At 43.9% G+C, this 24,410-nt stretch carries 21 protein-coding genes, 1 rRNA gene and 1 pseudogene; 15 read left to right on the plus strand and 8 right to left on the minus strand.

Features of this window, described 5'->3' with window-relative positions; genetic code table 11:
• From rrf to tsaD, 5 genes are all read left to right on the plus strand, one after another.
• Window positions 1–80: ribosomal RNA gene (rrf, locus tag AA84_RS19705) — 5S ribosomal RNA — on the plus strand; the annotation flags it as partial.
• Window positions 81–418: 338 nt separating this feature from the next.
• On the plus strand, window positions 419–889 hold the full coding sequence (gene tsaE, locus AA84_RS0113485) for a tRNA (adenosine(37)-N6)-threonylcarbamoyltransferase complex ATPase subunit type 1 TsaE (RefSeq protein WP_028977638.1): 471 nt from the start codon (window positions 419–421) through the stop codon (window positions 887–889).
• Window positions 870–1,559, plus strand: a complete 690-nt coding sequence (gene tsaB / locus AA84_RS0113490) for a tRNA (adenosine(37)-N6)-threonylcarbamoyltransferase complex dimerization subunit type 1 TsaB (protein ID WP_028977639.1) — start codon at window positions 870–872, stop codon at window positions 1,557–1,559. The genes tsaE and tsaB overlap by 20 nt, the downstream gene beginning before the upstream one ends.
• Window positions 1,560–1,561: 2 nt before the next feature.
• Complete coding sequence (gene rimI / locus AA84_RS0113495) at window positions 1,562–2,017, plus strand: ribosomal protein S18-alanine N-acetyltransferase (protein ID WP_028977640.1); 456 nt, start codon at window positions 1,562–1,564, stop codon at window positions 2,015–2,017.
• Window positions 2,014–3,042: a tRNA (adenosine(37)-N6)-threonylcarbamoyltransferase complex transferase subunit TsaD gene (gene tsaD, locus AA84_RS0113500; RefSeq protein ID WP_028977641.1), complete on the plus strand. Its 1,029-nt coding sequence runs from the start codon at window positions 2,014–2,016 to the stop codon at window positions 3,040–3,042. The genes rimI and tsaD overlap by 4 nt, the downstream gene beginning before the upstream one ends.
• A gap of 413 nt (window positions 3,043–3,455) precedes the next feature.
• Here tsaD and AA84_RS0113505 read toward each other — a convergent pair whose 3' ends face one another.
• Window positions 3,456–5,408, minus strand: a complete 1,953-nt coding sequence (locus AA84_RS0113505; protein ID WP_028977642.1) for an ABC transporter ATP-binding protein — start codon at window positions 5,406–5,408, stop codon at window positions 3,456–3,458.
• Window positions 5,409–5,687: 279 nt separating this feature from the next.
• Between AA84_RS0113505 and AA84_RS0113510 the strand changes: the two genes are divergently transcribed.
• Window positions 5,688–6,329: a redox-sensing transcriptional repressor Rex gene (locus AA84_RS0113510; protein WP_028977643.1), complete on the plus strand. Its 642-nt coding sequence runs from the start codon at window positions 5,688–5,690 to the stop codon at window positions 6,327–6,329.
• Between the two features lie 103 nt (window positions 6,330–6,432).
• A complete protein-coding gene (gene map, locus AA84_RS0113515; RefSeq protein WP_028977644.1) occupies window positions 6,433–7,188 on the plus strand; it encodes a type I methionyl aminopeptidase in 756 nt (251 codons plus the stop codon).
• A gap of 315 nt (window positions 7,189–7,503) precedes the next feature.
• On the opposite strand, the gene AA84_RS17955 is transcribed toward map, so the two are convergent.
• Complete coding sequence (locus AA84_RS17955; protein ID WP_051575316.1) at window positions 7,504–8,172, minus strand: CPBP family intramembrane glutamic endopeptidase; 669 nt, start codon at window positions 8,170–8,172, stop codon at window positions 7,504–7,506.
• Window positions 8,173–8,442: 270 nt separating this feature from the next.
• On the opposite strand from AA84_RS17955, the gene groES reads away from it, so the two are divergent.
• A complete protein-coding gene (gene groES, locus AA84_RS0113525) occupies window positions 8,443–8,727 on the plus strand; it encodes a co-chaperone GroES (RefSeq protein ID WP_010023603.1) in 285 nt (94 codons plus the stop codon).
• 66 nt (window positions 8,728–8,793) lie between these two features.
• Window positions 8,794–10,428 carry a chaperonin GroEL gene (gene groL / locus AA84_RS0113530; RefSeq protein ID WP_028977645.1) on the plus strand — a complete coding sequence of 545 codons (1,635 nt, stop codon included), beginning with the start codon at window positions 8,794–8,796 and terminating at the stop codon, window positions 10,426–10,428.
• Window positions 10,429–11,365: 937 nt separating this feature from the next.
• Here the strand turns inward: groL and AA84_RS18715 are convergent.
• Window positions 11,366–11,863: a tyrosine-type recombinase/integrase gene (locus AA84_RS18715; protein WP_081791798.1), complete on the minus strand. Its 498-nt coding sequence runs from the start codon at window positions 11,861–11,863 to the stop codon at window positions 11,366–11,368.
• Window positions 11,864–12,119: 256 nt separating this feature from the next.
• The gene (locus tag AA84_RS0113540) at window positions 12,120–12,347 is read right to left on the minus strand and encodes a hypothetical protein (protein WP_028977647.1); all 228 of its coding nucleotides are present in this window, start codon (window positions 12,345–12,347) and stop codon (window positions 12,120–12,122) included.
• A gap of 849 nt (window positions 12,348–13,196) precedes the next feature.
• Between AA84_RS0113540 and AA84_RS0113555 the strand changes: the two genes are divergently transcribed.
• The gene (locus tag AA84_RS0113555) at window positions 13,197–15,053 is read left to right on the plus strand and encodes a nitrilase-related carbon-nitrogen hydrolase (RefSeq protein WP_081791799.1); all 1,857 of its coding nucleotides are present in this window, start codon (window positions 13,197–13,199) and stop codon (window positions 15,051–15,053) included.
• Between the two features lie 270 nt (window positions 15,054–15,323).
• Here AA84_RS0113555 and AA84_RS19090 read toward each other — a convergent pair whose 3' ends face one another.
• Window positions 15,324–15,500, minus strand: a complete 177-nt coding sequence (locus AA84_RS19090) for a hypothetical protein (protein WP_156031536.1) — start codon at window positions 15,498–15,500, stop codon at window positions 15,324–15,326.
• Window positions 15,501–15,695: 195 nt separating this feature from the next.
• Between AA84_RS19090 and AA84_RS0113565 the strand changes: the two genes are divergently transcribed.
• Together AA84_RS0113565 and AA84_RS0113570 are read left to right on the plus strand one after the other, a co-directional pair.
• Entirely contained in the window at window positions 15,696–16,067 is a 372-nt protein-coding gene (locus AA84_RS0113565; RefSeq protein ID WP_328286236.1) for a hypothetical protein, read from the plus strand.
• 94 nt (window positions 16,068–16,161) lie between these two features.
• Window positions 16,162–16,854 carry a DUF3298 and DUF4163 domain-containing protein gene (locus AA84_RS0113570; protein WP_028977652.1) on the plus strand — a complete coding sequence of 231 codons (693 nt, stop codon included), beginning with the start codon at window positions 16,162–16,164 and terminating at the stop codon, window positions 16,852–16,854.
• A 355-nt stretch (window positions 16,855–17,209) separates the two neighbouring features.
• Here the strand turns inward: AA84_RS0113570 and AA84_RS0113575 are convergent, their stop codons facing one another.
• On the minus strand, window positions 17,210–17,986 hold the full coding sequence (locus AA84_RS0113575; protein ID WP_028977653.1) for a carbon-nitrogen family hydrolase: 777 nt from the start codon (window positions 17,984–17,986) through the stop codon (window positions 17,210–17,212).
• 320 nt (window positions 17,987–18,306) lie between these two features.
• Between AA84_RS0113575 and guaA the strand changes: the two genes are divergently transcribed.
• The gene (gene guaA, locus AA84_RS0113580) at window positions 18,307–19,848 is read left to right on the plus strand and encodes a glutamine-hydrolyzing GMP synthase (protein ID WP_028977654.1); all 1,542 of its coding nucleotides are present in this window, start codon (window positions 18,307–18,309) and stop codon (window positions 19,846–19,848) included.
• Window positions 19,849–20,306: 458 nt separating this feature from the next.
• On the opposite strand, the pseudogene istB reads toward guaA, so the two are convergent.
• Window positions 20,307–21,049 (minus strand): annotated as a pseudogene (gene istB / locus AA84_RS17960) (IS21-like element helper ATPase IstB).
• A gap of 30 nt (window positions 21,050–21,079) precedes the next feature.
• A complete protein-coding gene (istA, locus tag AA84_RS17965) occupies window positions 21,080–22,576 on the minus strand; it encodes an IS21 family transposase (protein WP_223362304.1) in 1,497 nt (498 codons plus the stop codon).
• A gap of 849 nt (window positions 22,577–23,425) precedes the next feature.
• On the opposite strand from istA, the gene AA84_RS0113595 reads away from it, so the two are divergent.
• Window positions 23,426–23,827, plus strand: coding sequence for a hypothetical protein (locus AA84_RS0113595; protein ID WP_028977655.1), 402 nt, complete (start codon window positions 23,426–23,428; stop codon window positions 23,825–23,827).
• A gap of 60 nt (window positions 23,828–23,887) precedes the next feature.
• Window positions 23,888–24,343 (plus strand): ATP-binding cassette domain-containing protein, encoded by a 456-nt coding sequence (locus AA84_RS17970; RefSeq protein WP_051578038.1) that lies wholly within the window; start codon window positions 23,888–23,890, stop codon window positions 24,341–24,343.
• Window positions 24,344–24,410: the final 67 nt, after the last annotated feature.

The raw sequence follows: 24,410 nt of genomic DNA on the forward strand, positions 1-24,410 counted from the left end.
TCCCGAACACGGTCGTTAAGCTCTTCTGTGCCGATGGTAATTGGGGGCTGTCCCCCTGTGAGAGTAGGTCACTGCCAGGCAAAGCGATAAACACGCGTTTCTCAGAAATTGAGAGACGCGTGTTTTTTTGCAGGATAAGAAAATGATTTTATGCGGTAGTAGGAACTTCTGCAAATTGTAAAGGAACTTTCCTGATTATAGAGGAAGCCTCCGGATCGCCCGCGGCAAGCGAGCAGCTGAAGTGTCGTACAAGCATAGCGTTGATGAATGAAAACCGCATGCAGAGTAATGTTCGAAGAAGCCCAGTACTTTATGACCGATCCGGTGTAGTTCACGGCTGATTATGGTACACTTAAGTTGTTCTGTAATCAGTGGACGCATGGTCCTGAACCAACTGAAAATGAATGAAAAGGTGAACATGATGCAACAATGGACGACCCATTCCCCTGAAGAAACCATGTATTTTTCTAAATGTCTGGCGGATTATTTGAAACCAGGCGATTGTTTGACTTTATCAGGGGATCTTGGTGCAGGGAAGACCGTTTTTACGAAAGGTCTGGCAAAAGGACTAGGTATTGATGAAATGGTGAACAGTCCGACCTTTACAATTGTAAAAGAATACCATAGTGGGCGTATTGCCCTTTATCATATGGATGTGTATCGGATCAGCGATGAAGAGGATATTGGTTTGGAAGACTATTTTGAGCAGGACGGGGTTACGGTCATCGAATGGGCCGAGAACATTCCTTCGTGGCTTCCGGATGACGTCTTGTCCATTGCTGTTAAGCGTGTGAATGAGCAGGAACGGACCATTACTTGCACAGCTGGCGGTACACGATCTGAGCGTATATATGAGGAGATATCAAAAGATGAACGTATTAGCCATTGATTCATCCAATTTAGTGATGGGCGTTGCCGTGACGGCGGAGCAGAAGGTGCTAAGCGAGCTGATCACCAACAATAAGAAAAATCATTCGGAACGATTAATGCCTGCTCTTGCACAAATCGTTCAAGCGGCGGGTTTAAAGCCTTCAGAACTCGATCGGATTGTCGTTGCGGAAGGACCGGGATCGTATACGGGTCTACGCATTGGCATAACCATTGCTAAAACGATGGCTTGGACACTAAAAAAGGAACTTGTCGGGGTTTCAAGCCTAGAGGTCGTCGCTCAGAACGGGCGCGGATTTGACGGATATGTTGCGCCGTTCTTCGATGCAAGACGTGGACAGGTCTTTGCCGGTTTATATGAGCAAAAAGACGGCAAAATGGTACAGACTGTTCCCGATCAGCTCGTCCTGATGGAGAATTGGCTCCCGGCGCTTGCAAAGCGTGAACGTCCGGTACTTTTTCTCAGTAACGATCTTGACAAATGGGGCGAGAAGCTCAGTTCCGAAGCCTTTGCAGTGCTGGGAGACAGCACGCAGAATCTGCCGAGACCGGCAGAACTGGCACGAATCGGCGCAACAAAAGAACCGGTTTCTGATGTGCATCACTTTTTGCCGGTTTACCTTCGCTTAGCAGAAGCTGAAGCGAAGTGGCTGGCCAAACAGGGGCGATAAACATGCCGGATTTACGATCATTCACGATACGTCCGATGACCATGACAGATATCGATCAGGTCATGGTTGTTGAGCACAGTGCTTTTGAAGTGCCGTGGTCGCGAAGGGCATTTGAAAATGAAATTTCGAGCAATCAGTTTGCAAGCTATTTTGTTGCAGATTTTGAAGGAAAAATTGTTGGCTATTGCGGTATTTGGGGCATCGTTGATGAGGCGCATATTACCAATCTGGCTGTACTGAGCGGTTATCGAGGTTATAAGGTCGGTGAATCATTGCTCCGCCACGTCATGCTCCATGCATTGTCCCAGCATGCGCACTCGGTGAGTTTAGAGGTGCGCCTCAGCAATCAAGTGGCACAGAATCTGTACCGCAAACTTGGATTTCGTGACGGAGGGATCCGCAAAAATTACTATTCAAATAACGGGGAAGATGCACTTGTGATGTGGGTGAGATTATGAAACTAAATGTAAATCAGAAAACGCTAATTTTAGGTATTGAAACAAGTTGTGATGAAACGGCCGCTGCGGTCGTGGAGAACGGAACAGTGATTCGTTCGAATGCTGTTGCATCACAAATTGAGGTTCATCGCCGCTTCGGCGGAGTTGTTCCTGAAATTGCATCACGACATCATGTGGATCAAATCACCGTGATCTGCGAGGAAGCGTTGCGCAAATCCGGAGTGGCCTGGGAAGACCTTGACGGGATCGCCGTCACGCAAGGCCCCGGTTTGATCGGTGCGTTGCTTGTCGGCGTAAATGCAGCCAAGGCGCTTGCTTATGCGCATCAGCTGCCGCTTATTCCGGTGCATCATATTACCGGACATATTTACGCAAACCGAATGGTTAGTGAACTGCACTTTCCATTAATTGCACTTGTTGTTTCAGGCGGTCATACGGAACTTGTTCATATGAAAGAACATGGCGCCTATGAGGTGATCGGAACCACGAGAGATGACGCGGCCGGAGAAGCATTTGATAAGGTTGCCCGCACGCTCGGTCTGCCTTACCCGGGAGGTCCGGAAATCGATCGTTTGGCTAAGCAAGGATCTCCGGTTATTGACTTTCCGCGTGCTTGGTTGGAAGAAGGGTCACTGGACTTCAGTTTCAGCGGCTTAAAATCGGCTGTGATTAACTATGTGCATAACGAGCAGCAACGCGGTCATAAGCTGAATCATGCCGACATTGCCGCCAGCTTCCAAGAAAGCGTCAGCGAAGTACTAGTCAAAAAGACAATGATGGCGGCCGAGCGTGTTCATGCCAAACAGATTTTGGTTGCAGGTGGGGTTTCGGCAAACAGCAAGATTCGTTCTGAAATAGAAGAGGCGGCTCGAACGCGATCAATACCGCTGACCATACCGCCGCTCTCGTTGTGCACGGATAATGCAGCAATGATTGCTGCGTCGGGAACAATCGGCTTCCTCAAAGGAACGCGTGCCGATCTCTCGTTAAACGGACGTGCGAATTTGAACATTGAAGATTTTTAAGCGTGATTAAAACGTATAGGATGCAAAATAAAGAGCCTCAAAGGCCGTGCCTTTGAGGCTCTTTATTTTGCCGACTGGGGCGGCTTATTGATTGTTTTGGATTTCGCTTCGCTTTTCCACAGTTCATGACCGTTTTTCCACAATAGGTGATCAATTTGCAATTGTTTCGTTGTTTTCACAAGTTAAGCACAGGTTGTGTAGGATCAACGGACGTATTCACCAATGATACACACCGAGTGCCAGATTTGAAAAGAATTTTAGAAGACTTATGCACCGGTGGATAAGTGCATGTGCAACACAGATAACCACTTATCCACAATACATGTGAATAAGTGTGGGTATAAACGGAATGATCTGGGGATAAACATATTTATTTGTGGATAAATTCCCTTCATACTGTGGATAACTGCAAATCAGCAATCAAAGTTGTCGAGCTCCAGCTGTGCCGCTTCCCAATCCTCCATCATTTTGTTAAGCTGGGCTTCCAATTGTTCAATGGCTTCCTGAGTTTCGCGAGCTTTCTTTGTATCGCTAAACACTTCCGGCTTGAGTAATGCTTGTTGGTTTTGTTCTATCTTTTCTTCTAATGCGCTGATCTCTGCTTCCGACTGCTCGATGAAGCGGATAAGCTGACGTTTCTTCTTCTTTAGCTCTTTATCTTTTAAAAATTGGCTTTTGCCTTCCGGCGCAGCGGCTTCTTTTTGCTGTGTTGTTTCTGCTTGGTGATCAAGCGCTGCAATTTCTTGCTGCTCGGTTTTTTTATCGATGTAATAGTCATAATCGCCGAGGTATTCCGTGATCCCCTCACGCGACAACTCAAACACGCGACTGGCAAGATTGTTGATAAAGTAACGGTCATGGGATACGAATAAGATCGTTCCCGGATAGTCAATCAGCGCATTTTCCAAGACCTCTTTGCTGTCCAAATCGAGATGATTGGTCGGCTCGTCAAGCATCAGCAGGTTATCGTGGCGCATCATCAGCTTAGCGAGCATGACACGCGCCTTCTCACCACCGCTTAATTGTGCGACCAACTTATCGGCTTCAGCTCCGGAGAAAAGAAAGCCGCCGAGTACGGTGCGAATATCTCCTTCTGGAGTCAGTGGATAATCATCCCAAAGTTCATGAAGCGCCGTTTTTGTTGGATCGAGGCTGCGCTGTTCCTGATCGTAGTAACCAATGCTGACCTTGCTCCCGAGGCGTACATCACCTGCGAGACGAGTGGCCGATCCGGCGATCGCTTTAAGGACGGTCGATTTTCCGATTCCGTTCGGTCCGACCAATGCGACACGGTCACCGCGGCTGATTCGAAAAGTCAGATCGGAAATCATCGGTGCCTGTTCTGCGTAACCAACACTGAGATTGGAAACGGCCAAGACGTCTCGGCCGCTCTGTTGCTCGATTGTGAATGAGAATTTGGCCGATTTTGCATCGCCTGTCGGCCGTTCCATCCGTTCCATCTTCTCCAATTGTTTGCGCCGGCTTTGCGCGCGTTTGGTCGTCGAGGCGCGGACGATATTTTTCTGAATAAATTCCTGCAGCTTGGCAACTTCTTTTTGCTGTTTGTCATAGGCCTTCATTTCGCTCTCATACTCCGCTGCACGCTGTTGGAGATAGCGCGAGTAATTGCCGGTGTATTTGCGCACGCGGTGACGAGCAATTTCAAATACCTTTGTCGCAATTTTGTCAAGAAAATAGCGGTCATGCGAGACAACGAGCACGCTGCCGTTATAACGCTGCAGGTAATTTTCCAGCCAAGAGAGTGTGTCGATGTCCAGATGGTTGGTCGGTTCGTCAAGGATTAACAGATCGGGTTTCATCAGCAGCAGTTTGCCAAGCGCAAGCTGCGTCTTTTGCCCGCCGGAGAGGTTGCAGACGGGTGTATCGTCGGGAAAATGTCCGAATTTCAAGCCATTCAGCACGCTTCGGGTTTCTGCCTGATATGTAAATCCGCCTTTTGCACGGTAGTCGGCTTGGATCAGGTCATAAGATTTGAGCAGTTGTTCATAATCTTTAGGGTTTGAAAAGGTGCCGGGATCAGCCATCTGCGCCTCCATCGCGCGCATCTTCTTCTCAAGCGCGATGAGCGGACTGAAAACCGAGACCAGTTCGTCATAGATGCCGCGTGTTGAGTCAAGGGTAGCATTTTGCGGCAAATAGCCCATGGTGCGATCCTTGGGCATGATCACTTCGCCGCTGTCGGCGCTCATTTTGCCGGCGATGATTTTCAGAAGCGTTGACTTTCCTGCCCCGTTTCGGCCGACAAGCGCAACACGTTCGCCGAACTGGACATCGATCGTAATCGTTGATAAAACAAGATCAGTACCAAATGATTTGCTGATCTCACTTGTTTGTAGAAGCAGCACGGATCTTCACCTCAGACACAATTAGGAATTCGTTCAATGCAAGGCAGCGTGCAAGCGATAGACGCTTACCTTGAGTATAATAAGGATAGTTAGTTTTATTGTAGCGTACTGGCGTTTTATTGGGCAACATAAAGGGCATGATCCGGGAAAAATGAGGCGAAAACAGTAAGGATTGTGAAATAAAGAACAAATGAATCGGTGAATATAGTATAGTTGAACGAGAAGCATCCATGGCGCAAATAATATTGAGATTGGACGATTGGGAGGCGAGATTCGGTCATGGCTAGCCAAACTGTACCGCAGGCGACAGCCGAGCGGCTTCCATTGTATTACCGAACCCTTCAGCAACTGGTTGCGAATGGGAAGACGCGCATCTCATCCTCGAAATTCGGTGAGCTTGTGCAAATCGATTCGACGACGATCCGTAAGGACTTTTCCTATTTTGGTGCGCTGGGGAGAAAAGGCTACGGCTACGATACGCAATATTTAATGGATTTTTTAAAAAAGACGCTGTACCAAGATGAACTAAATCGCGTGATCCTGATTGGTGTCGGTCATTTGGGTACGGCGCTGCTCAACCATAACTTTCTAAAGAATAATAATACGCAAATTGTACGTGCTTATGATGTTGATCCGAAAAAAATCGGTACAGAGGTGAGCGGGACAAAAGTATTTGCGATGGATGAACTTGCAGCGAACGATCATCATGAGATTGTCGCCGCAATTCTGACCGTTCCGGCAGCTCATGCTCAAGAAGCGGCAGAGAAGGCATTGGCCTCAGGAATTCGCGGATTCTTGAACTTTTCGCCAACGACCTTAAACCTTCCTGAGAATGCCTATGTCCGTCATGTCGATATGACGGTTGAACTTCAAGCACTGATCTACTTTCTGAATCATTCAATGGAAACAAAGAATTCTTAAAGATTAAGTGGTAAAATACAGGTGAAACCTTGACGACGTGAAACATGAAGCGAGAGTAATGCGTTTTATCCGATCAGGTTCAAAGATAAGGTGGAATGAAATAATGATTCAATTAAAATCAGCTAATGAAATTGCTGAGATGAAAAAATCCGGCCAATTGCTGGCCCGCGCCCATCAGCACATTAAATCAATGATTCGTCCCGGAACAACAACGTGGGAGATCGAGGAATTCGTGAACGACTTTCTTGAAAAAAACGGCGCTATTCCTGAAGAAAAAGGCTTCGAAGGTTATCAATTTGCGACTTGCGCGTCGGTAAATGATGAGATCTGTCATGGCTTTCCCAACAAAAAGCCACTAAAAAAAGGTGACATTGTCACCATTGACATGGTGGTTAATCTGAACGGCGCGATGTCCGATTCAGCCTGGAGCTATGCGGTTGGAGAAATCTCCGATGAAGCGCAGCACCTGCTTGAAACAACGGAAAAATCGCTGTATAAAGGCATTGAACAAGCGGTTGTCGGCAATCGTCTCGGCGATATCGGCTACGCGATTCAAAGCTATGCGGAGGCAGAAGGGCTCAGCGTTGTCCGCGAATTTGTCGGGCATGGCATCGGACCAACGATGCACGAAGATCCGCCCGTTGCCCATTACGGGCGTCCTGGACGCGGTTTGCGCCTGCGTGAAGGGATGACGATCACGATTGAGCCAATGCTCAATACCGGTGACTGGCACGCGAAGGTTGATTCAAACGGTTGGACCGCGCGAACGGTTGACGGTTCCTTGTCTGCACAGTATGAACATACGCTTGCGATTACGAAGAACGGTCCGGAAATTCTGACCAGCCTCGACGAAGCATAAAAACGTGTACTAGAAAAACGGAGTCCCAGATCGGGGCTCCGTTTTTCTCACAGGATAAGAAACATTCATGACCCGCTTGGGGGGCGCGGGACACCGCCGGAATGAAAATACCCTTGAGATAAAGCGTCTAACTTGTATTTACGTACAAAGTATAAGATTTTTGGTCATGCAAAAGACCGTGCATCAACGCGCAGATGCGAGACGCCGCGGATTCCTGCCTGTCTGAGGAGGCTTGTGGTGCGCCCGCGGCAAGCGAGTAACCGAAGCGACGATTCAGCACCGAAAAGACGCGAACCCATCGCACAGGGCTGGAGTTCAGAGCAGCCAGTGAATCCATCCGGTTGTATTGGTCAGCTGAACGTTCATCGTAAGCAGGACAACGATCGTATTCATCGCCGCGTGCATGAACATGGTCACCCAAATTCGGCCGGTTTTATGATAGGCATAACAAAGAAAGAAGCCGATCACAAAATAGATAAGCAGATGCGAAAAGTCAAAGTGACCGGCGGCGAAGACTAGCGAACTGATCACAGCGGAAAAAATAAAGCCGATCACTTTTTTTAGACTTCCGAAGAGAATTTTACGAAAGACGATTTCTTCAAGTATCGGGCCGATGACACTAACGGCGAAAATAAAAAGCGGCGCAGTTTTCGCCATTTTAACGATGCCGGCTGTATGTTCAGATGACAGCGGCTGACCAAGAATCAGATTGTTGATCAGCACAGCAGCGATCTGCAACACATAGAGAATGAAGATGCCGCAAATTGCCCAGGCGATCGACTCCCCCCAAGACGCGCGCATGCTCCGCTCCATCCGGCGCTCTGGAAGCAGCAGCAGACCGATAATGATGACGGTCACAAAAAAGACGGCAGTGTACGTATTTATGTATGCGGTACTTTGATGCGCACTCGGAAACCAGGGAAACAGCGGTGATAGAACACAGGCGAAATAAACAAAAACAACTAGGATGTAGCGTAAAAGCAAGTCCGGACACCTCATATTCTTAAGTATCGTTTCAAACGTTTGTGGCAATGCTGATGACATGATTTTCACGAAGACTTATTGTCCTATTTTAACATAGCTTCTTTTCTATTTCTTTTTCCCCGTTTTCTCATTTTTTACTGCGCAAATATTTTTAAGGAAAAACTTGCAAATCTATATGGAATTGATTATTATATTAAATGGATTAGCACTCAGGTGCATGGAGTGCTAACAAAGTACTTTACTTAACATTTTTAAGGAGGGTATTTCAACATGTTAAAGCCATTGGGTGATCGTATTGTGATCGAACCACAAGAAAAAGAAGAGAAGACTGCAAGCGGTATTGTACTTCCTGACTCGGCTAAAGAGAAGCCGCAAGAAGGCCGCATCGTTGCTGTTGGTGCCGGCAAGGTATCGGACAAAGGCGAACGCATCGCTTTGGATGTAAAAGAAGGAGAAAAAGTAATCTTTTCAAAATATGCAGGAACAGAAGTAAAATATGACGGCAAGACGTATCTCGTTGTCCGTCAGGATGATGTTCTTGCAGTAATCGGCTGATTGTCTGACAGATTGTACGTTGAAAAGATTTTTTGATCGCATTTACATTAGGAGGGACTATTCACAATGGCAAAAGATATTAAATTTGGTGAAGAAGCGCGCCGCTCAATGCTGCGCGGGGTCGACGTATTGGCTAATGCGGTTAAAGTAACGCTTGGACCGAAAGGCCGCAACGTTGTCCTTGACAAAAAATACGGCTCACCGCTGATCACTAATGACGGTGTAACCATTGCAAAAGAAATCGAACTCGAAGATAAATTTGAAAACATGGGTGCGCGTCTCGTATCCGAAGTTGCCAGCAAAACAAACGACGTTGCCGGTGACGGTACAACAACCGCTACGGTTCTGGCTCAGTCGATGATTCGCGAAGGCTTGAAGAACGTTGCTTCCGGCGCAAACCCAATGGGTATCCGCCGCGGAATTGAAAAAGCAACGCAGGCTGCCGTTGAAGGCTTGAAAGAAATTTCAAAACCAATCGAAGGCAAAGCATCGATCGCACAAGTTGCCGCAATCTCTGCTGCTGACGAAAAAGTCGGCGAACTGATCGCCGAAGCGATGGAAAAAGTCGGCAATGACGGCGTAGTAACGCTTGAAGAATCCAAAGGCTTTGCAACGGAACTAGACGTGGTTGAAGGGATGCAATTTGATCGCGGTTACGCTTCCGCATACATGGTGACCGACCAAGACAAGATGGAAGCCGTTCTTGACAACCCATACATCTTAATCACCGACAAGAAGATCTCCAACATTCAGGAAATCCTGCCGGTTCTTGAAAAGGTTGTACAACAAGGCAAACCAATGTTGATTATTGCTGAAGACGTTGAAGGCGAAGCCCTGGCAACGCTCGTACTGAACAAACTGCGCGGGACATTCAACGTTGTTGCGGTTAAGGCTCCTGGCTTCGGCGATCGCAGAAAAGCAATGCTCGAAGACATCGCTGTATTGACTGGCGGTCAAGTGATCACGAGCGACCTCGGTCTTGAACTGAAAGAAACAACGGTTGACCAACTTGGAACAGCAGGCAAAGTCATCGTAACCAAAGAAAACACGACGGTTGTTGAAGGCGCAGGCGCACCGGATAAGATCGCCGGCCGTGTCAGCCAAATCAAAGCACAATTGGAAGAAACCACTTCTGATTTCGATAAAGAAAAACTGCAAGAACGTCTGGCTAAATTGTCCGGCGGTGTCGCAGTGATCAAAGTCGGTGCGGCAACCGAAACTGAACTGAAAGAACGCAAACTGCGTATCGAAGACGCATTGAACTCGACACGCGCTGCAGTTCAGGAAGGGATTGTAGCCGGAGGCGGTACAGCACTTGCCAACGTCATCAAGAATGTTAAGGCACTGGAGGCTGAAGGCGATGAACAGACCGGAATCAACATCGTTGTTCGCGCGCTTGAAGAACCAGTACGCCAAATCGGTGAAAACGCAGGCCTCGAAGGCTCGATCATCGTTGAAAAACTGAAAGCTCAAGAAGCCGGTATCGGCTTTGACGCTGCCAAAGGCAATTGGGTAAACATGATTGAAAACGGAATTGTCGATCCAACGAAGGTCACGCGTTCTGCACTGCAAAACGCAGCTTCCGTATCCGCAATGCTGCTGACCACTGAAGCAGTCGTTGCCGACAAACCGGAAGAACATGCAGAACCGCAAATGCCAGCAGGCGCACCAGGCATGGGCGGCATGGGCGGCATGATGTGATAGAACCTCAATAAATCCCTTTACAATAGGATTTATGAGCGGTTTTCGGAAACAAAAAAGGCTAAAAAGTAGCAAAAAATCCTCATTTTATTTCAAATGAGAATCATAAAGTGATTTTACGGATACCTTTCAGATATCGATCCATCTTCTGAGAGGTATCTTTTTTCATTTTGTTGGTACGAACAAAAATCCTGGGAATGAATGTAAAGAAATACAAGTGGGAGGTGTGCAAAATAAGTTTTATCAGCAATTTTTGTTTTGATTCCTTTTTCGATCAAACCTATCCCAGATCCAATTTGCAACAGCGTAGGAAATAAGAAGGACAAGTAGAATCATTGATTCATAAGGGCCAAGGTAAGGCAGAAACAAAAATGAAAGCAAGATCACTAAATATGGGATTGTCAAAAATACAAGCCGTTTTCCTGTGAATCGTTTTTTCAAATCAGTAAGAAATTCATTCATGGTTATCGTTTCCTCTCGAAATTCATTATACTTGGGATGCTGTGTGGATGATTAACTTTTTTGTGCAGTTGACAGCTAAAACGAAGGAGGTAACCACAATGATATGAGCGCAATTTTCATGAGGTCATTCGCTTAAGAACATATAACAGAACTACCAAAAGTGCTTGGATGCAGAGAAACAGATCGAAGGAGCGAAAGGACATAAATTAAGCTACTCGGCTGTGCCGGGATACATGATAAACGGTGAATAGAATATCTCTTTTTTTTGAAAAAAAAATTATTTAAATATCTAATAATTTTGTCAATATCTAACTGAAGACCCATGAATGGGTCTTCACCAAAAAAAGGTCATAAAAAAATACCTTGCGTTTAACCGATTGATAATTTGGGCCTCGTCCGTGGTTAAGCAGCTTTGGTACACTTATTTTATAACATAATAGTCAGATTTGTGCAAATAGTTGGATAAAATTTTAATTTAAAGGACTGGGTATGTATTGAGTGAGAAAGTAGATGTTTTTCTCACAGGAAAAGAAAGTATAAGATTTTGCCCCATCTTCAAACCCATAGACCCGTGTCTTGACCAAGAATCAAAGCGCAGAGCGAGACGCCAGCGGGATCGCGCTTTGTTGATGCGTGCCAGCGAGACCCCGCAGATTCTTGCCTGTCTGAGGAGGCTTGCGGTGCGCCCGCGGCAAGCGAGCAGCTGGAGTGTCGTTTGTGCACAAGGTGATGAACAAAGCCCGAATGGAAGGCGGAAGTAAGGACCGGACGCTTTTTGCCCGGTTTTTCTTATTGTGGCATCATCAACGTGTCCGAGACGTTCCATAATTCGAATAAGGTCCACGCCTGCCTCAGCCAGGAGTGAGGTATGAGTATGTCTAAGCGCGTGAGGTGTTAAATCCTTTTTAACCGTTGCAATATCCGTATGAGATAATATTTTCTTTATCCCAGATTCAACTGTGTGCACAAACATTGGATAACCATACAGCGGATGGGCTTTTATCAGAAATCGCTGTTTTAATTACGTTTTGCCATTCTTTTGTGAATGTAATTGATGGAGTAGTACAGAACCCAAAAGACTGCTACAACTGCGGGAATTAAGAAATAATGTGATCGGAAAAAGATCCCTATAATTATTAAGCTGATAAGGGCAGGAATAATTAAAATGGTATAGAGTTTCCAGTTCAAATTCATACAGTCCTTTCAAAATGTGATGGTAAGGGGATATTTCAGGAATCGTTGTTTTGATTGCGCTTTTTAACTTTGTTCCAGTCGATAATATCGCAGATCATTACAAGGAACAAATAGGCCAAAACATAATAAGTGATCCAGAAATGATATTTGTCAGGAGCAAAAACCAGCCATAGCGCTCCAATGACTAAATAGGGAAGTTCCAGATACAAAAATCGTTTTGCTTTAAAAGGGCATTTGAGTTTAGTGAAAACAGTCTGAAACATTTGATCAGCTCCAAACATTTACTTTTGTTTTATTATACTCCGGATGCGGTGGGGATGATTGAGAAGTTGCAGAGTAGACAGCTAAAACGAAACAAAAAGGGGATGGATATTTTGGATAATCAGATTTGCTTCGGGATAAATAACACTCATTTAATCGCTGAACTAAAGGGATTTTTGCACGATAAGTTCGACTTTATTGATGGTTTTTCAAAGGTGATGAACTGGAATCAGGAAAGCATGATGGCATATTTGAGTTTACCTATGATTCAGAGCCTTTCGATCAAATCGTGAAAATAACTCTTGAGAAAAACGGAAGCGCATTGAAACTTGAAAGAAATGATTCTGATGTCATGATTACCGTTTATAAAGAATTGTGTAACCTTGACTGGAGATGGATCGAAGTTTAATTTGCAGTACGGCACTACTTTTTATCTGCTTGAACTTCCTTTAAAACGACATAGATCAGAGTAGAAAGCCAAAAGAGTGGACTCGGTAGTCTTAGCCAGATGTTATCGCGCTGCTGTTGCTGGAATCCGAAGATTAGGTCTCCCAGTATGAAAAGACCAGTTGGAATCATGATAACGATCAAAGAAGTTTTGAAGAGTTTCATGTACATCACCTTATGTGTATTAAAAAATCGGGATCCCTCCCGATCAACCATACCTCATTTTACCATATCGGAGGGACTACCGTGAAATTAAGAGAATTAAAAATAGACAGATAATGAATAATTATTATAAATAGAATTTATTTTCTGTAATTATATTTACACATAACCAGTAACTCGTTATAATTAACTTCATTCACGTAATAAAACCTAACATGTTTTGTATCGTTAAGGAGGAAAGAATGTCTGTCATTCGTCGTAAACCATATTTTTATATTATTCTGTTAGCAGCAATCGTTGCAATCATTTCATTAATTATCTTCTATGGAAAAAATTCAACGTCAGACGCAAAGTCTTCCACGAAACAAGAATCAAAGCCATTTAAAGTTGCTTCCATTGAATTCAATCCGAAGCTAAATGAACGCGATAAAAATATTGAGGCACTTTATGAACAAGTTGAAACGGCTTTTAAACATGGAGCAAAATTAGCAGTGGCCCCGGAAATGGCAACAACGGGTTATTACTATAAGGATCGCGAAGCTATAAAACCCTATGTCGATACAATTCCTGGGAAGGCAACAAATAAATTCGCAAAATTAACAAAAAAATATCACGCTTACATAGTATTTGGCATGGCAGAAAAAGAGCCAAAAACAAATATTTACTATAATGCTTCAGCGTTAGTTGGACCAAATGGATACGTCGGTAAATATCGAAAGACACATCAATGGGAAACAGAGGAACATTGGGCTGCATGGGGTGATCTTGGAGTGCCTGTATTTAAAACAGAACTGGGGAAACTAGCGATTAATATATGCATGGATAATGCATATTCGGAAACAGCCCGGTTAGCAGCCGTGGCTGGAGCGGATATCTTGGTTTTCCCAACAAATTCATCTGCTCAAGCGATTGCAGCATTGCCTGCGCGTGCAATGCAAAACGGTTTCTATATCGTTAGTGCTAACCGATCGAATACAGAGAATGGCTTCCATATGATTGGTGCAAGCGCGATTTGGTCACCGACGGGGAAAAAGCTTGCCGAAGCACCATTGATTACAAAGCCTGAGGATGACGTTTCAAAAACGACAATTACGTATGCTTCCATTGATCCAAAACAATATGACAATGAGAATAAAAGAAGATTGAAGGAACGTCGACCGGAATTATATCAAGACTTGATGTTACATGTGGCGCCTTGGGATTATACAGCTTCAACGAAACCTAAGCATGTTAGCGCACTGACCCTTCAGTATGAACCCGTATCGGGAGATAAAAAGGCAAATGAGTCTAAAATAGAAAATCTAATCCGTAAAAAAATAGGCAGCGCCCGTGATAAGGAAAAAGCAATGCGCTTAGTAGTGTTGCCGGAACTGTCGGTAACCGGCCCATCTGAATTGTTGCATGTAAATAAAATGGCTTCATACGGTGAGTCAGTAAATGGACAAACCACTCAATTTATGAAAAAGTTGGCATTAGAATATAACACAGCAATTGTTTATGGTTTAATTGAAAAATCAGGTGAGAAACTTTACAATACGGCTATTCTCTTAAATAAGAATGGTAAAATTGACGGTAAATATAGACAAACACAGCTCAGTTCATATGATAAAAAGTGGGCGACACCAGGAGATCAGCTTAACGTTTTTACGGACAACAACTTGGGAAAAGTTGGTCTCATGATCGGCAATGACGTGAATTTCCCTGAAATATCAAGCGTTCTTTCCGTTCAACGCGCGGATATCATTGCCGTACCTTCATCTTGGTATGGACAATTTGCAGGTACTATGGAAATCAATCCAAATATGTCAGTAAAACGTTATCCGAAAGGAACAAATCAGCTTTGGTCACAAATTGCTATTGATGCGCAAAGCTACACCGTGATTTCTAATTATGTTGGCACAGATAAAGGGTTTAAAGGCGGAAGTGCATTATATACAATTGATCCTCTTTATGGATTGGATCAACCAGTGGCAGCATCTTCAAATAAAGAGGAAGCATTAGCTGTTAACTTTCAAACGATACAGCCAAACAATTGGTTTAATCAAGATAAGTTAATTAATTCAAGACAACCAGCATACTTTAAGCCATTACTTAAATAAGCGTTAATATCCGTTGCCCAAAACAATTCACGGATTGAACGATGTATCATTTATGATTTATTCCCCTGCTAGACTCCCTTTTAGGAGTCTTTTTTTGTTAAAAAAATCGCGTACCACGCGGGGAATCTAAAGAGGTCACTAGCGAGAAGGAACGGTTAATCTTTCTCTGTTCGTTTTCTGTTCGTTTATAGTATAGCTCATTTTTTGATGCGTTTTGTGTTTCTTGGGGTGCGTTGATTTACGCTGACGGTTTAATCCTTTGCTGAGGTATCATGAGCCCAACCCACCCTCACGAATCGGTATCTGCTTCAAACCCTCAATAATTTTCACGATTTCCTGCTTGTCATGGCCGGTTCGCTGCGCCAAGTCGTCTAAACGCATTGTTCGCCCCATATTTAGATCATTTAGGATGATTTGCCGCAGTTTTCGTTCAAAATCAGAAAGCATTACCATCACCTCTAGTTATAGTATATACGAACGCACGTTCTTTTTGAAGACTTTTCGTGAACACATGTTCGCTTTTTGGCTTCGAGTGATGAGAAAAACATCATATTGTAGGCGGTTAATTAGATGATACGAGACCTACGTAAAATTTTCCGCATGAAATGTGCGGAACCACGAACAATAAATGCGGGCTGATGCGTGAGCTATCATGGTATGATGGATGAATCAGAAGATGAGCGGGGGAATGAAATGATGGATTGGGAAACGCTTCCGAATTGGTTTTGGATCATCTATTATTTGACCTTTGTTGCAACCTTAGTCGCGGCGATCATCGGTCTGTTTCGGCATCAGTTCAAGCTCTGGTCGCTTGGCGCCCTTGTGTTTACACTAACGATTCCAGTGGTCAGCGTGCTTGGAAGTATTGGCAGAGCAAACGGAAGGAATGAGTTTGAGCATTTATACAGTCAGCTGCTGCACGGCGCTGTTTGGGCGTACTATGTTACGATTGGGTACGTATTTTTGATCGCATGGTGGATTTTATTTTTTAAAAGTTTTCGAAGAGGTAAGTGAGCGCTCCAGCACAACTTTCTCAGATTATTTTTTCAGCATTCATAGCTTCTCTTTGTCCGGATATACTAAGGAGCAAAGAAAGGAGCTGCCGCAGATGAATATAAAACGGTTTTTCATGCTTGCTCTCGTTCTCTGCCTCTTCTCATGGGGGAGTGTCCCCAGTGCCCAAGCGGATAATTGCCCGCCGGTACAGTATAAAATGCAACGGCTTAGTGAAGGGATCACGTATCCGGTGATCCAATCCGGGATTGAGGATCAGCAAATTGCTGATCAAATCAATCGCGTATTCCGTAAACATGCGGAAAAAGTGAAGAAAACGGACGAAGAGTATAAGAAGCAATATGAACATGATCAATTAATCAGTGCAGCGGGTCCGTACTATGCGCATACGTTGCCATCCGTCCTATTTAACAAAGAATGTTTGCTCAGCGTTTCTTTTGTTGATGAATCGTACACAGGCGGCGCGCACGGCATGCATCATGAAACGGTCTATAATTTTGATACGCGCAGCGGCCGCCGCTTTTTATTAAAGGACGTCATCCGCAGCACGCATGAAGAGAAGCTTGTCAATCGCTATTTGAAACAGCAGATGGAGAAATTGAAAAAGGAAGGGCGGTACGATTTCTTCCTTGATGCATTCAAAGGTGTTGACTTAAAGAAAAGTCAATTCGCTTTTAACGATCACGGAATCGAAATCATTTTTCAGGAATATGAAGTTGCCCCGTATTCGAATGGGATTATCCATCTCAAAGTTCCTTACCATGTGTTCGTTGATCATCAGCAATAAATGTGAAAAAGCCCACATTTATTTCAAAAATTTACCGATATTGACTATTTAGCGGCAATAGCGGTTATGATATAAATGTTCAATGAATTGTGTTTGTTTAACTTCCCCCTGTTAATAGATTTTCTTTTAGACCCTTGCAAAAGAGGGTTTATTTTTTTGCCGTTTCGGGATCGCGTATTAAGCATTTCTTAAGGAACGGACGTTAAGATATGGAGAGTTAATCGATGATTCATTGTTTAACTCTCCCCCTTTTCTATAAGAAAAAATCTTGGCACCTGAGATAATCGGGTGTTCTTTTTTGTCTATGGGAAAGAAAAAACCCGCTTGCGCGAGGTGGCAGGCGGGTGAGGGCGCTTTAGTTTATCGGGACGCGGTGCTTCAGCTGCGGGAAGTCCTCGCGGATCTGATCCACCATACTAAGGTCGAAAGCGGCGGTGACGATTGATTCGGTTTCATCTCCAGTTGCCAGTACGTTGCCCCATGGGTCGACGACGCGACTATGTCCGCCGAGAATCACGCCTTGGTTGTTGCCGACGCAGTTGCAGGAGACAAGGTAGCATTGGTTTTCTACGGCACGAGCAGCATTAAAAAGTTTCCAATGTTCTAGGCGAGCGAGCGGCCAGGCGGAGGTGACTAGGAACATTTTCGCACCCCGGTCAAGCGCTTTGCGGAACTGTTCCGGAAAGCGCAAGTCGTAGCAGGTGGCTAGGCCGACCTTGCCAAATTCCGTTTCCACCGTCACCGGATCTGTGCCGCGAGTCAGCAGCTCGCCTTCTTCAGAACCATAGGTAAACAGATGAATTTTCCGGTAAGCAGCAATTCGCTCACCTTCCCGGTTAAAGAGAAGGCTCGTATTGTAATACTGGCCGCCGCTTTTCTCAACAAAGCTGCCGGCGAACAAATAAGCATGCAATGTTTTAGCTTTTTTCGCATAATGAGCGGCGAAAGCGCCGTCAAGCGGTTCTGCTTCCTCCATATAACGATTAAAGGTATTATAGCCGGTCATCCAGATCTCCGGCAGCAGGATAAAGTCATAGCCGTGCAGATGCTCAAGTTGGGCATCAACTTTTTTCATCCGATCGGCGGCGGTTTCCGAATCGTTGATCTGCACTTGTAGTGAAGCAATTTTCATGACGCGTTCACTCCTTTTCCATTCAAATGATTGATTTAAAATTCAGGCTGAAAAGTTTATGCGCTTTGTACGTCATTAATTATTGCACAGATCTGTGCATGGATACAAAACTTTACCCCATTATAGGAAGTGAGCGCTTGCTGAACATCGCATTCATTGTTAAAATAGGAAAAGTAGTGCATTTTGATGAAAAATAGCGAATAATAGTACCGGAAAGAAAGACTGGAAGCTCCCGCGGCCTCCGGCTTTTTAAATAGTATGGACAATACAAAGCAGTGCTGTCTGTGATTGATAAACAACAGTTGAGGTGGGACAAAAGGATGGGACAAGCAAACAACTTGATTCTTGTCATGGATTTCGGTGGTCAGTACAATCAGCTGATTGCGCGCCGTATTCGCGACTTAGGCGTGTACAGCGAACTGTTTCCGAATACATTGACTGCAGAACAAATTAAAGAGAAGAAGCCAAAGGGGATCATTTTCTCCGGCGGACCGAACAGTGTTTATGATGAAGGGGCACCGCTGTGCGACCCGGCTATTTTCGATCTGGATATTCCAATTCTGGGGATCTGCTACGGTTTGCAGCTGATCAGCAAGCACTACGGCTCAACGGTTGAACGTGCGACACGCCGCGAATATGGAAAAGCGGATATCACGGCCAATACCGATAACCCGCTGTTCAAGGGACTTCCGGCAACCCAAACGGTATGGATGAGCCACGGCGACCGTGTCAAGACGCTACCGGAAGGCTTCAAAATCGAAGCAAGCAGCCCATCATGTCCCGTTGCGGCGATGGCAAACCACGCGAAGAACGTTTACGCTGTTCAGTTCCATCCGGAAGTGCGCCACTCCGTGCATGGCAACGAACTGCTGAGCAATTTCGTTTACAGCATTTGCGGCGCAGAAAAAAGCTGGTCGATGGAACACTTTATCGATCAGCAAGTGGAAAAGATCCAAGCCACCGTCGGCGATCAAAACGTCATTTGTGCATTGAGCGGCGGAGTCGATTCATCGGTTGCTGCAGCGCTTGTGCACAAAGCAATCGGCGATCAGCTGACCTGCATTTTTGTTGATCACGGTCTGCTCCGCAAAGGCGAAGCAGAAGGCGTTGTCGACACATTCCAGAACCGTTTTCATATGAACTTCATTCATGTCGATGCCAAGAAACGCTTCCTCGATAAGCTGGAAGGCGTCAGCGATCCGGAAAAGAAGCGCAAGATCATCGGCAATGAATTTATCTATCTGTTCCAAGATGAAGCGAACAAGCTCAAGGACATTTCCTTCCTTGTACAAGGCACGCTCTACACCGACGTTGTCGAAAGCGGCGCCGGCGGCTCATCGCAGAACATTAAATCGCACCACAACGTCGGCGGACTTCCGGAAGACATGAAGTTCAAGCTGATCGAACCGCTGAACACGCTGTTCAAAGACGAAGTGCGCGCACTGGGTACGGAGCTCGGTCTCGCCGACGATATCGTTTGGCGTCAGCCGTTCCCAGGACCGGGCCTCGGTATCCGCGTTCTCGGCGCCATCGACGAAGAAAAACTCGAACTCGTGCGCGAATCCGACGCGATTCTGCGCGAAGAAATCAAAAAAGCCGGCCTCGACCGCGACATTTGGCAATACTTCACCGTCCTGCCGAACATCCAGAGCGTCGGCGTCATGGGCGATGGCCGCACCTACGATCACTGCATCGCGATCCGCGCCGTAACGTCGATCGACGGCATGACCTCCGACTGGGCACGCATCCCATGGGACGTGCTCGAGAAGATCTCAACCCGAATCGTCAACGAGGTTGAACACGTCAACCGTATCGTGTACGACGTCACCTCCAAGCCACCGGCAACAATTGAGTGGGAATAATTATTGGTGTCCTAAAAGCCTTGATACAACAAGGTTTTTAGGGCTTTTTTATTTTGTCTGGCACACTTTTGGCACACATTGATATTGAGTCTTTACTGAACATGAAAAGCGATAAAAATCAGTAGCGAAAAAAGTACTATAAACACGGTACTGAGTACCATCCCAAATTTTCGTTTCATTTTTGGTTGCCTCTCGCGTTTTGTTTGGAGAAGTTGGCACATGTTCGTTCCGCACCACAATGGGGCTTTTATGTTCTCTTACTTGGTGAGCGCTTGATGGATCATAGCATCCGGTTTCCGGACGACCGAACGATTGAGTGCAGAATTTTTTGCTTGGATTTTTACTCTATTATGGTGAACTTAGTATAAAAACACCGTGTATATGCCACTTCGGACAGATTCGAGAGCAGCTTTTGCCATAGGAAGAGCCACCATCGTTCAATGGTGGCTCAGCTTCATTTATTGCTTTATCCCATGGCGTTCTCTCATAGATACTTCACCGTCAATTAAAAGGCTATAAGAGTCATGGATGATTCGATCCAAGATCGCGTCGGCTAAAGTTGCTTCGCCAATGCTTTCGTACCAACCTTGTGTATCGAATTGTGAGCAGAAGATCGTGGAGGATGTTTGGTGCCTTGCTTCTACAATTTCAAGTAAATCTCTTGCTTCATTCCCCTTCAGTGAAGTAAGAAGCCATTCATCTAGAATAAGAAGATTTACCTTTCGGTACACTTTCATTACTTTTTGAAAAACACCTTCTCCCCTAGCGACAGCGAGCTCATCCAATAAATCTGGCAAGCGAATATACTTTACGGTAAAAAATTGCCGACATGCAGCGATTCCAAACGCACAGGATAGATAAGATTTACCGTTCCCAGAGGCTCCTTTGATAATCAAATTATGCTTTTCCTGAATGTATTGACCGGAGGCTAATCGGAGAATTTGAGCCTTATCCAGTTTACGATCCGGATGATATTCAATATCTTCAATGCAGGCTTGAGGATATCGAAATCCAGCATTTTTGATGAGACGGTCTAGCTTGTTGCTTTTTTGTGATCCCATTCTCGATCTACGAGCAGGCTGAATCGTTCTTCAAAGGATAGGTCATTAAACTGAGGATTGTGAAGCTGTTCATGATAATACTCAGCCATTGCACTTAGGCGCATTTCATTTAACTTTGAAAGTGTACTGTCATTGGTCATTTTTCTGTCCTCCCGTAATAAGCTGCGCCTCTAATAAATCCATGAGATTTTTGTTGTCCATTGGTATTTTCTTGTTCTATCCTGTCCAGTCTTTAGGATCGTTGTGATGCTTTTGATATTAGGCCTTGGAGAATAACTGAGAGCCCTCATGCATGCAGCTTCTAATCGTTCTACTGAGTATTTGTCCGCAAGTTTCGAGAGGGCTAAGCAAGATTTTAAAGCTTGTTTCTCCACTTTATAGGAATCGAGAAATCCTTGAACCGTTATCTGTGTATGAGTACCTATGGATTTTGACCATGTTAAAAAATGCTCTGAAGTAAACGTTAAATAGTCTTTATGTTGATCAGGCATATGATCGGGATTTGTTGATAATTGACCTGGATCTCCATCGAGACGAACATGCGATGCAATGCGCATACCTTGATAGAAGACTTCGATAATATGCTGAGTCATGCGGATATCTACTTGATGTTTTAAGTATTCATAGGGAACGGAGTAATACATTTTTTCTACAGATATGTGATAATCATAGGGTACGGTAGCTGTTCTCCAAGTGGCTAATTCGTATGGGGAAGCAGGCAAAGGGAGCAGCGCAAAGCTCTCTTCCTCCGCAAAAGCGGATTGTCTGCTTCCATTTTTCTTTTGAAATGGTTTTTGATTGTATTCAACTAATTTTTCTCTAATGGCTACATTGAGTTCTCGAATGGAGAAGTACTGGCCATTTCTTAATGCGGCAATAATCCAAGTGGATATGATTTTTACGGTTCCTTCGACATTTGGTTTATCTTTGGGATGACGCACTCTTGCGGGGATAATCGCTGTCTGATAATGTTCCGCTAATTCTTGATAGGTCCTATTGATGATAGGGTCCGTTTTTGAGGAACGATCTACACCTGTCTTGAGATTGTCAGGAACAATCGTCCGAGGAACGCCATTAAAAAATTGAAAAGCATGGATATGTGCCTGGACCCAACTCGATGTGCCCATGGACAAAAAAGCCTCTACATACGCAAATTGGCTACACGGAAGGACAGCGACAAAAACATAAGCCGGATTTACCTGTCCAGTGATGGAAACCTTAACGGATGCCGTCTGACCTGCCCAATCGACTTCCATTGTTTCTCCTGGCTTCCGCTTAATTCGCATGGTTGCTTTTGTCTTGGTGGCGTAGCGCGTATAGAAACGACAAAATTGCCGGTAACTATATGGAATTTCTCTTTGTTCGCGACATAATTGAACATACTTATGCCAAAGTAGAGACAAAGTCACACCATTCCGAGCCATTTCTTTGTGAATGTGGACACAGTCCGGCTTCTTTCTCACATCTGATTGGTGCTTTTCTGGAAACAGAAGAGCCTGCAGTTCTGCGTCATCAACATCTTTTTCAAGCGGCCATAAAACGTCTTTTTCATTAGCACGTTTCAAAACGTCACTGACTGTATTCCTAGAACTACCCACCCCTGAAGCAATACTGCGAATACTTAAATCCTTCGCATGAAGACGTAAGATTTCACGGTACTTGATCACACAAAAACCTCCTATTAAATGAATTTGCACCGACGGTGCATGCCCATTCAGGAGGTGGCTCTTAATATGGCACAAGTGGTTCTATGTTCTGTCCTAACGTGCTCTAAATTATGGCACAGCTGGCACTATTCAATGGCAATATACACACCGGAATACGGGTAGATAAAAAACCTGACTTTACCGGGATACATAATTGTACAGATGTAAAATGTTTTACGACATAATTATACATAAAAAAATAGTAAAAACATGTGAATAATAAGAAAAAAGATATTTAAGTGAAATTTTTGTCGAATATTGATGGAAATGGTCAGAATTATTTTCTTTATTCAAAATCATTATTTGATATAATACCAAGTAAAAAGGGTTGAATAATGTCAAATGGTTTTGAATCATTAGTAGACTCGCTTCAGTCTGATTACAGATTAATATCAAAGTTCTTATCAAATCCTCAGGAGATTTTAAATACCTATAAATTAAGCGAGGAAGAACGAGATATTTTTCTTAATCGAGATTTGGATGCTCTAACTTCACTTACTGGTTCTAGAATGGTAGCTGAAGGTGCTTTATCTGGTGCCCATAGTTCTACTTGCAGTTGTATCGTACCATTGGATAGTGGAAATGAAGGTACTAAATTCTAGAAAATGTAAGTTAAGGATCACATTTGAAACAGCCTATGTGGATTTTTATCAAAAGTTATAGAGCCAATTTTTTGAGGGTGTACTTGGACAGAATCATTAAGAAAATGGTTAATGTAGCTTCACATGAGCCAGTTGGATGTGTGTAATTTAAAAAGGGCGTGGAAAACGCTCTTTTTATTTAACAATAAAGGGCTAAAGGGCGTTTATCATGAAATCTATGAAAAAAGATATAGAATACTTTCATCAAGTTAGATCTTATTTATTAGGAGTTAATAGGGAAATTGAAAAATTCATATTTGTTCAAAATAAACGACATAATAATGAAGTCTTATTGGGTTCTTATTATAGATCATCGATAAATATTAGAACGATCTTCCAGACCAATGAAGAAATTATTAATATTGGATGGTTCAGAAATAAGTATATATTCATCCAAACTATGGATAATAATGTAAAAATATATGAATTAAATACAATGAAGCTAGTTTGTATGATGAGTAATATTGCATCAGTGGATATTATTAGTCTAGATAAAAGATTGTATTCATTATACAAAAATGGAACAGTTCGAGTTTATAAGTCTTTTAAAGATGCTCTGTTGAAAGACTGATAAAAGAAGAATTAAATATTAAATCTATATTGTTAACCTTGAAAAATGGATGTGATAATAATGCCTAGTAACACATTTTTTTCTGTCAATGATGTTTCATATCACTATAAAAATAGAAGGGGTATTGAACATATAAACTTTCAGATTAATCCGGGTGATTTTGTTGGGCTGATTGGAGCAAACGGAGCAGGAAAATCAACACTAATAAATCTTATAACTGGTTTAATTGAACCACACCATGGTTCAATTAATTTCACAGATGATTTTACATTTAATCAACTCGGCTTTAGTTCGCAAACTCTTTCTATTGATTGGTATCTAAGTGTATTTGATAACGTTTTGATGGGGGCTTTACTAGCAGGGTACAAAATGAATATTGCAAAACATCTGACGGAAGAAGCATTGAAATTAACTGAACTTAGTAAATATAAGAATCAGGCGGTTGATGAACTTTCTGGAGGACAACAACAGAGAGTTCAAATTGCACGCGCTATAGTGTATATTGCCATTGAATAGGGACAGCTGTGCCAAGTTTTTGGGACAGTAAAGACATCAAATTGGGACAGTTAGGACATGTGAGGGA

It is taken from the genome of Sporolactobacillus terrae DSM 11697, assembly GCF_000648615.1.
Lineage (GTDB): Bacteria > Bacillota > Bacilli > Bacillales > Sporolactobacillaceae > Sporolactobacillus > Sporolactobacillus terrae.

Excerpts from the sequence above, each read along its gene's own strand:
- rimI (WP_028977640.1), top strand. The coding sequence starts at position 1,562 with ATGCCGGATTTACGATCATTCACGATACGTCCGATGACCATGACAGAT.
- AA84_RS0113540 (WP_028977647.1), bottom strand. The coding sequence starts at position 12,347 with ATGTTTCAGACTGTTTTCACTAAACTCAAATGCCCTTTTAAAGCAAAA.
- groES (WP_010023603.1), top strand. The coding sequence starts at position 8,443 with ATGTTAAAGCCATTGGGTGATCGTATTGTGATCGAACCACAAGAAAAA.
- AA84_RS18715 (WP_081791798.1), bottom strand. The coding sequence starts at position 11,863 with ATGTTTGTGCACACAGTTGAATCTGGGATAAAGAAAATATTATCTCAT.
- tsaB (WP_028977639.1), top strand. The coding sequence starts at position 870 with ATGAACGTATTAGCCATTGATTCATCCAATTTAGTGATGGGCGTTGCC.
- AA84_RS0113575 (WP_028977653.1), bottom strand. The coding sequence starts at position 17,986 with ATGAAAATTGCTTCACTACAAGTGCAGATCAACGATTCGGAAACCGCC.
- groL (WP_028977645.1), top strand. The coding sequence starts at position 8,794 with ATGGCAAAAGATATTAAATTTGGTGAAGAAGCGCGCCGCTCAATGCTG.
- AA84_RS17970 (WP_051578038.1), top strand. The coding sequence starts at position 23,888 with ATGCCTAGTAACACATTTTTTTCTGTCAATGATGTTTCATATCACTAT.
- guaA (WP_028977654.1), top strand. The coding sequence starts at position 18,307 with ATGGGACAAGCAAACAACTTGATTCTTGTCATGGATTTCGGTGGTCAG.
- tsaE (WP_028977638.1), top strand. The coding sequence starts at position 419 with ATGATGCAACAATGGACGACCCATTCCCCTGAAGAAACCATGTATTTT.
- AA84_RS0113570 (WP_028977652.1), top strand. The coding sequence starts at position 16,162 with ATGAATATAAAACGGTTTTTCATGCTTGCTCTCGTTCTCTGCCTCTTC.
- tsaD (WP_028977641.1), top strand. The coding sequence starts at position 2,014 with ATGAAACTAAATGTAAATCAGAAAACGCTAATTTTAGGTATTGAAACA.
- AA84_RS0113595 (WP_028977655.1), top strand. The coding sequence starts at position 23,426 with ATGAAATCTATGAAAAAAGATATAGAATACTTTCATCAAGTTAGATCT.
- AA84_RS0113555 (WP_081791799.1), top strand. The coding sequence starts at position 13,197 with ATGTCTGTCATTCGTCGTAAACCATATTTTTATATTATTCTGTTAGCA.
- AA84_RS0113510 (WP_028977643.1), top strand. The coding sequence starts at position 5,688 with ATGGCTAGCCAAACTGTACCGCAGGCGACAGCCGAGCGGCTTCCATTG.
- AA84_RS19090 (WP_156031536.1), bottom strand. The coding sequence starts at position 15,500 with ATGCTTTCTGATTTTGAACGAAAACTGCGGCAAATCATCCTAAATGAT.
- map (WP_028977644.1), top strand. The coding sequence starts at position 6,433 with ATGATTCAATTAAAATCAGCTAATGAAATTGCTGAGATGAAAAAATCC.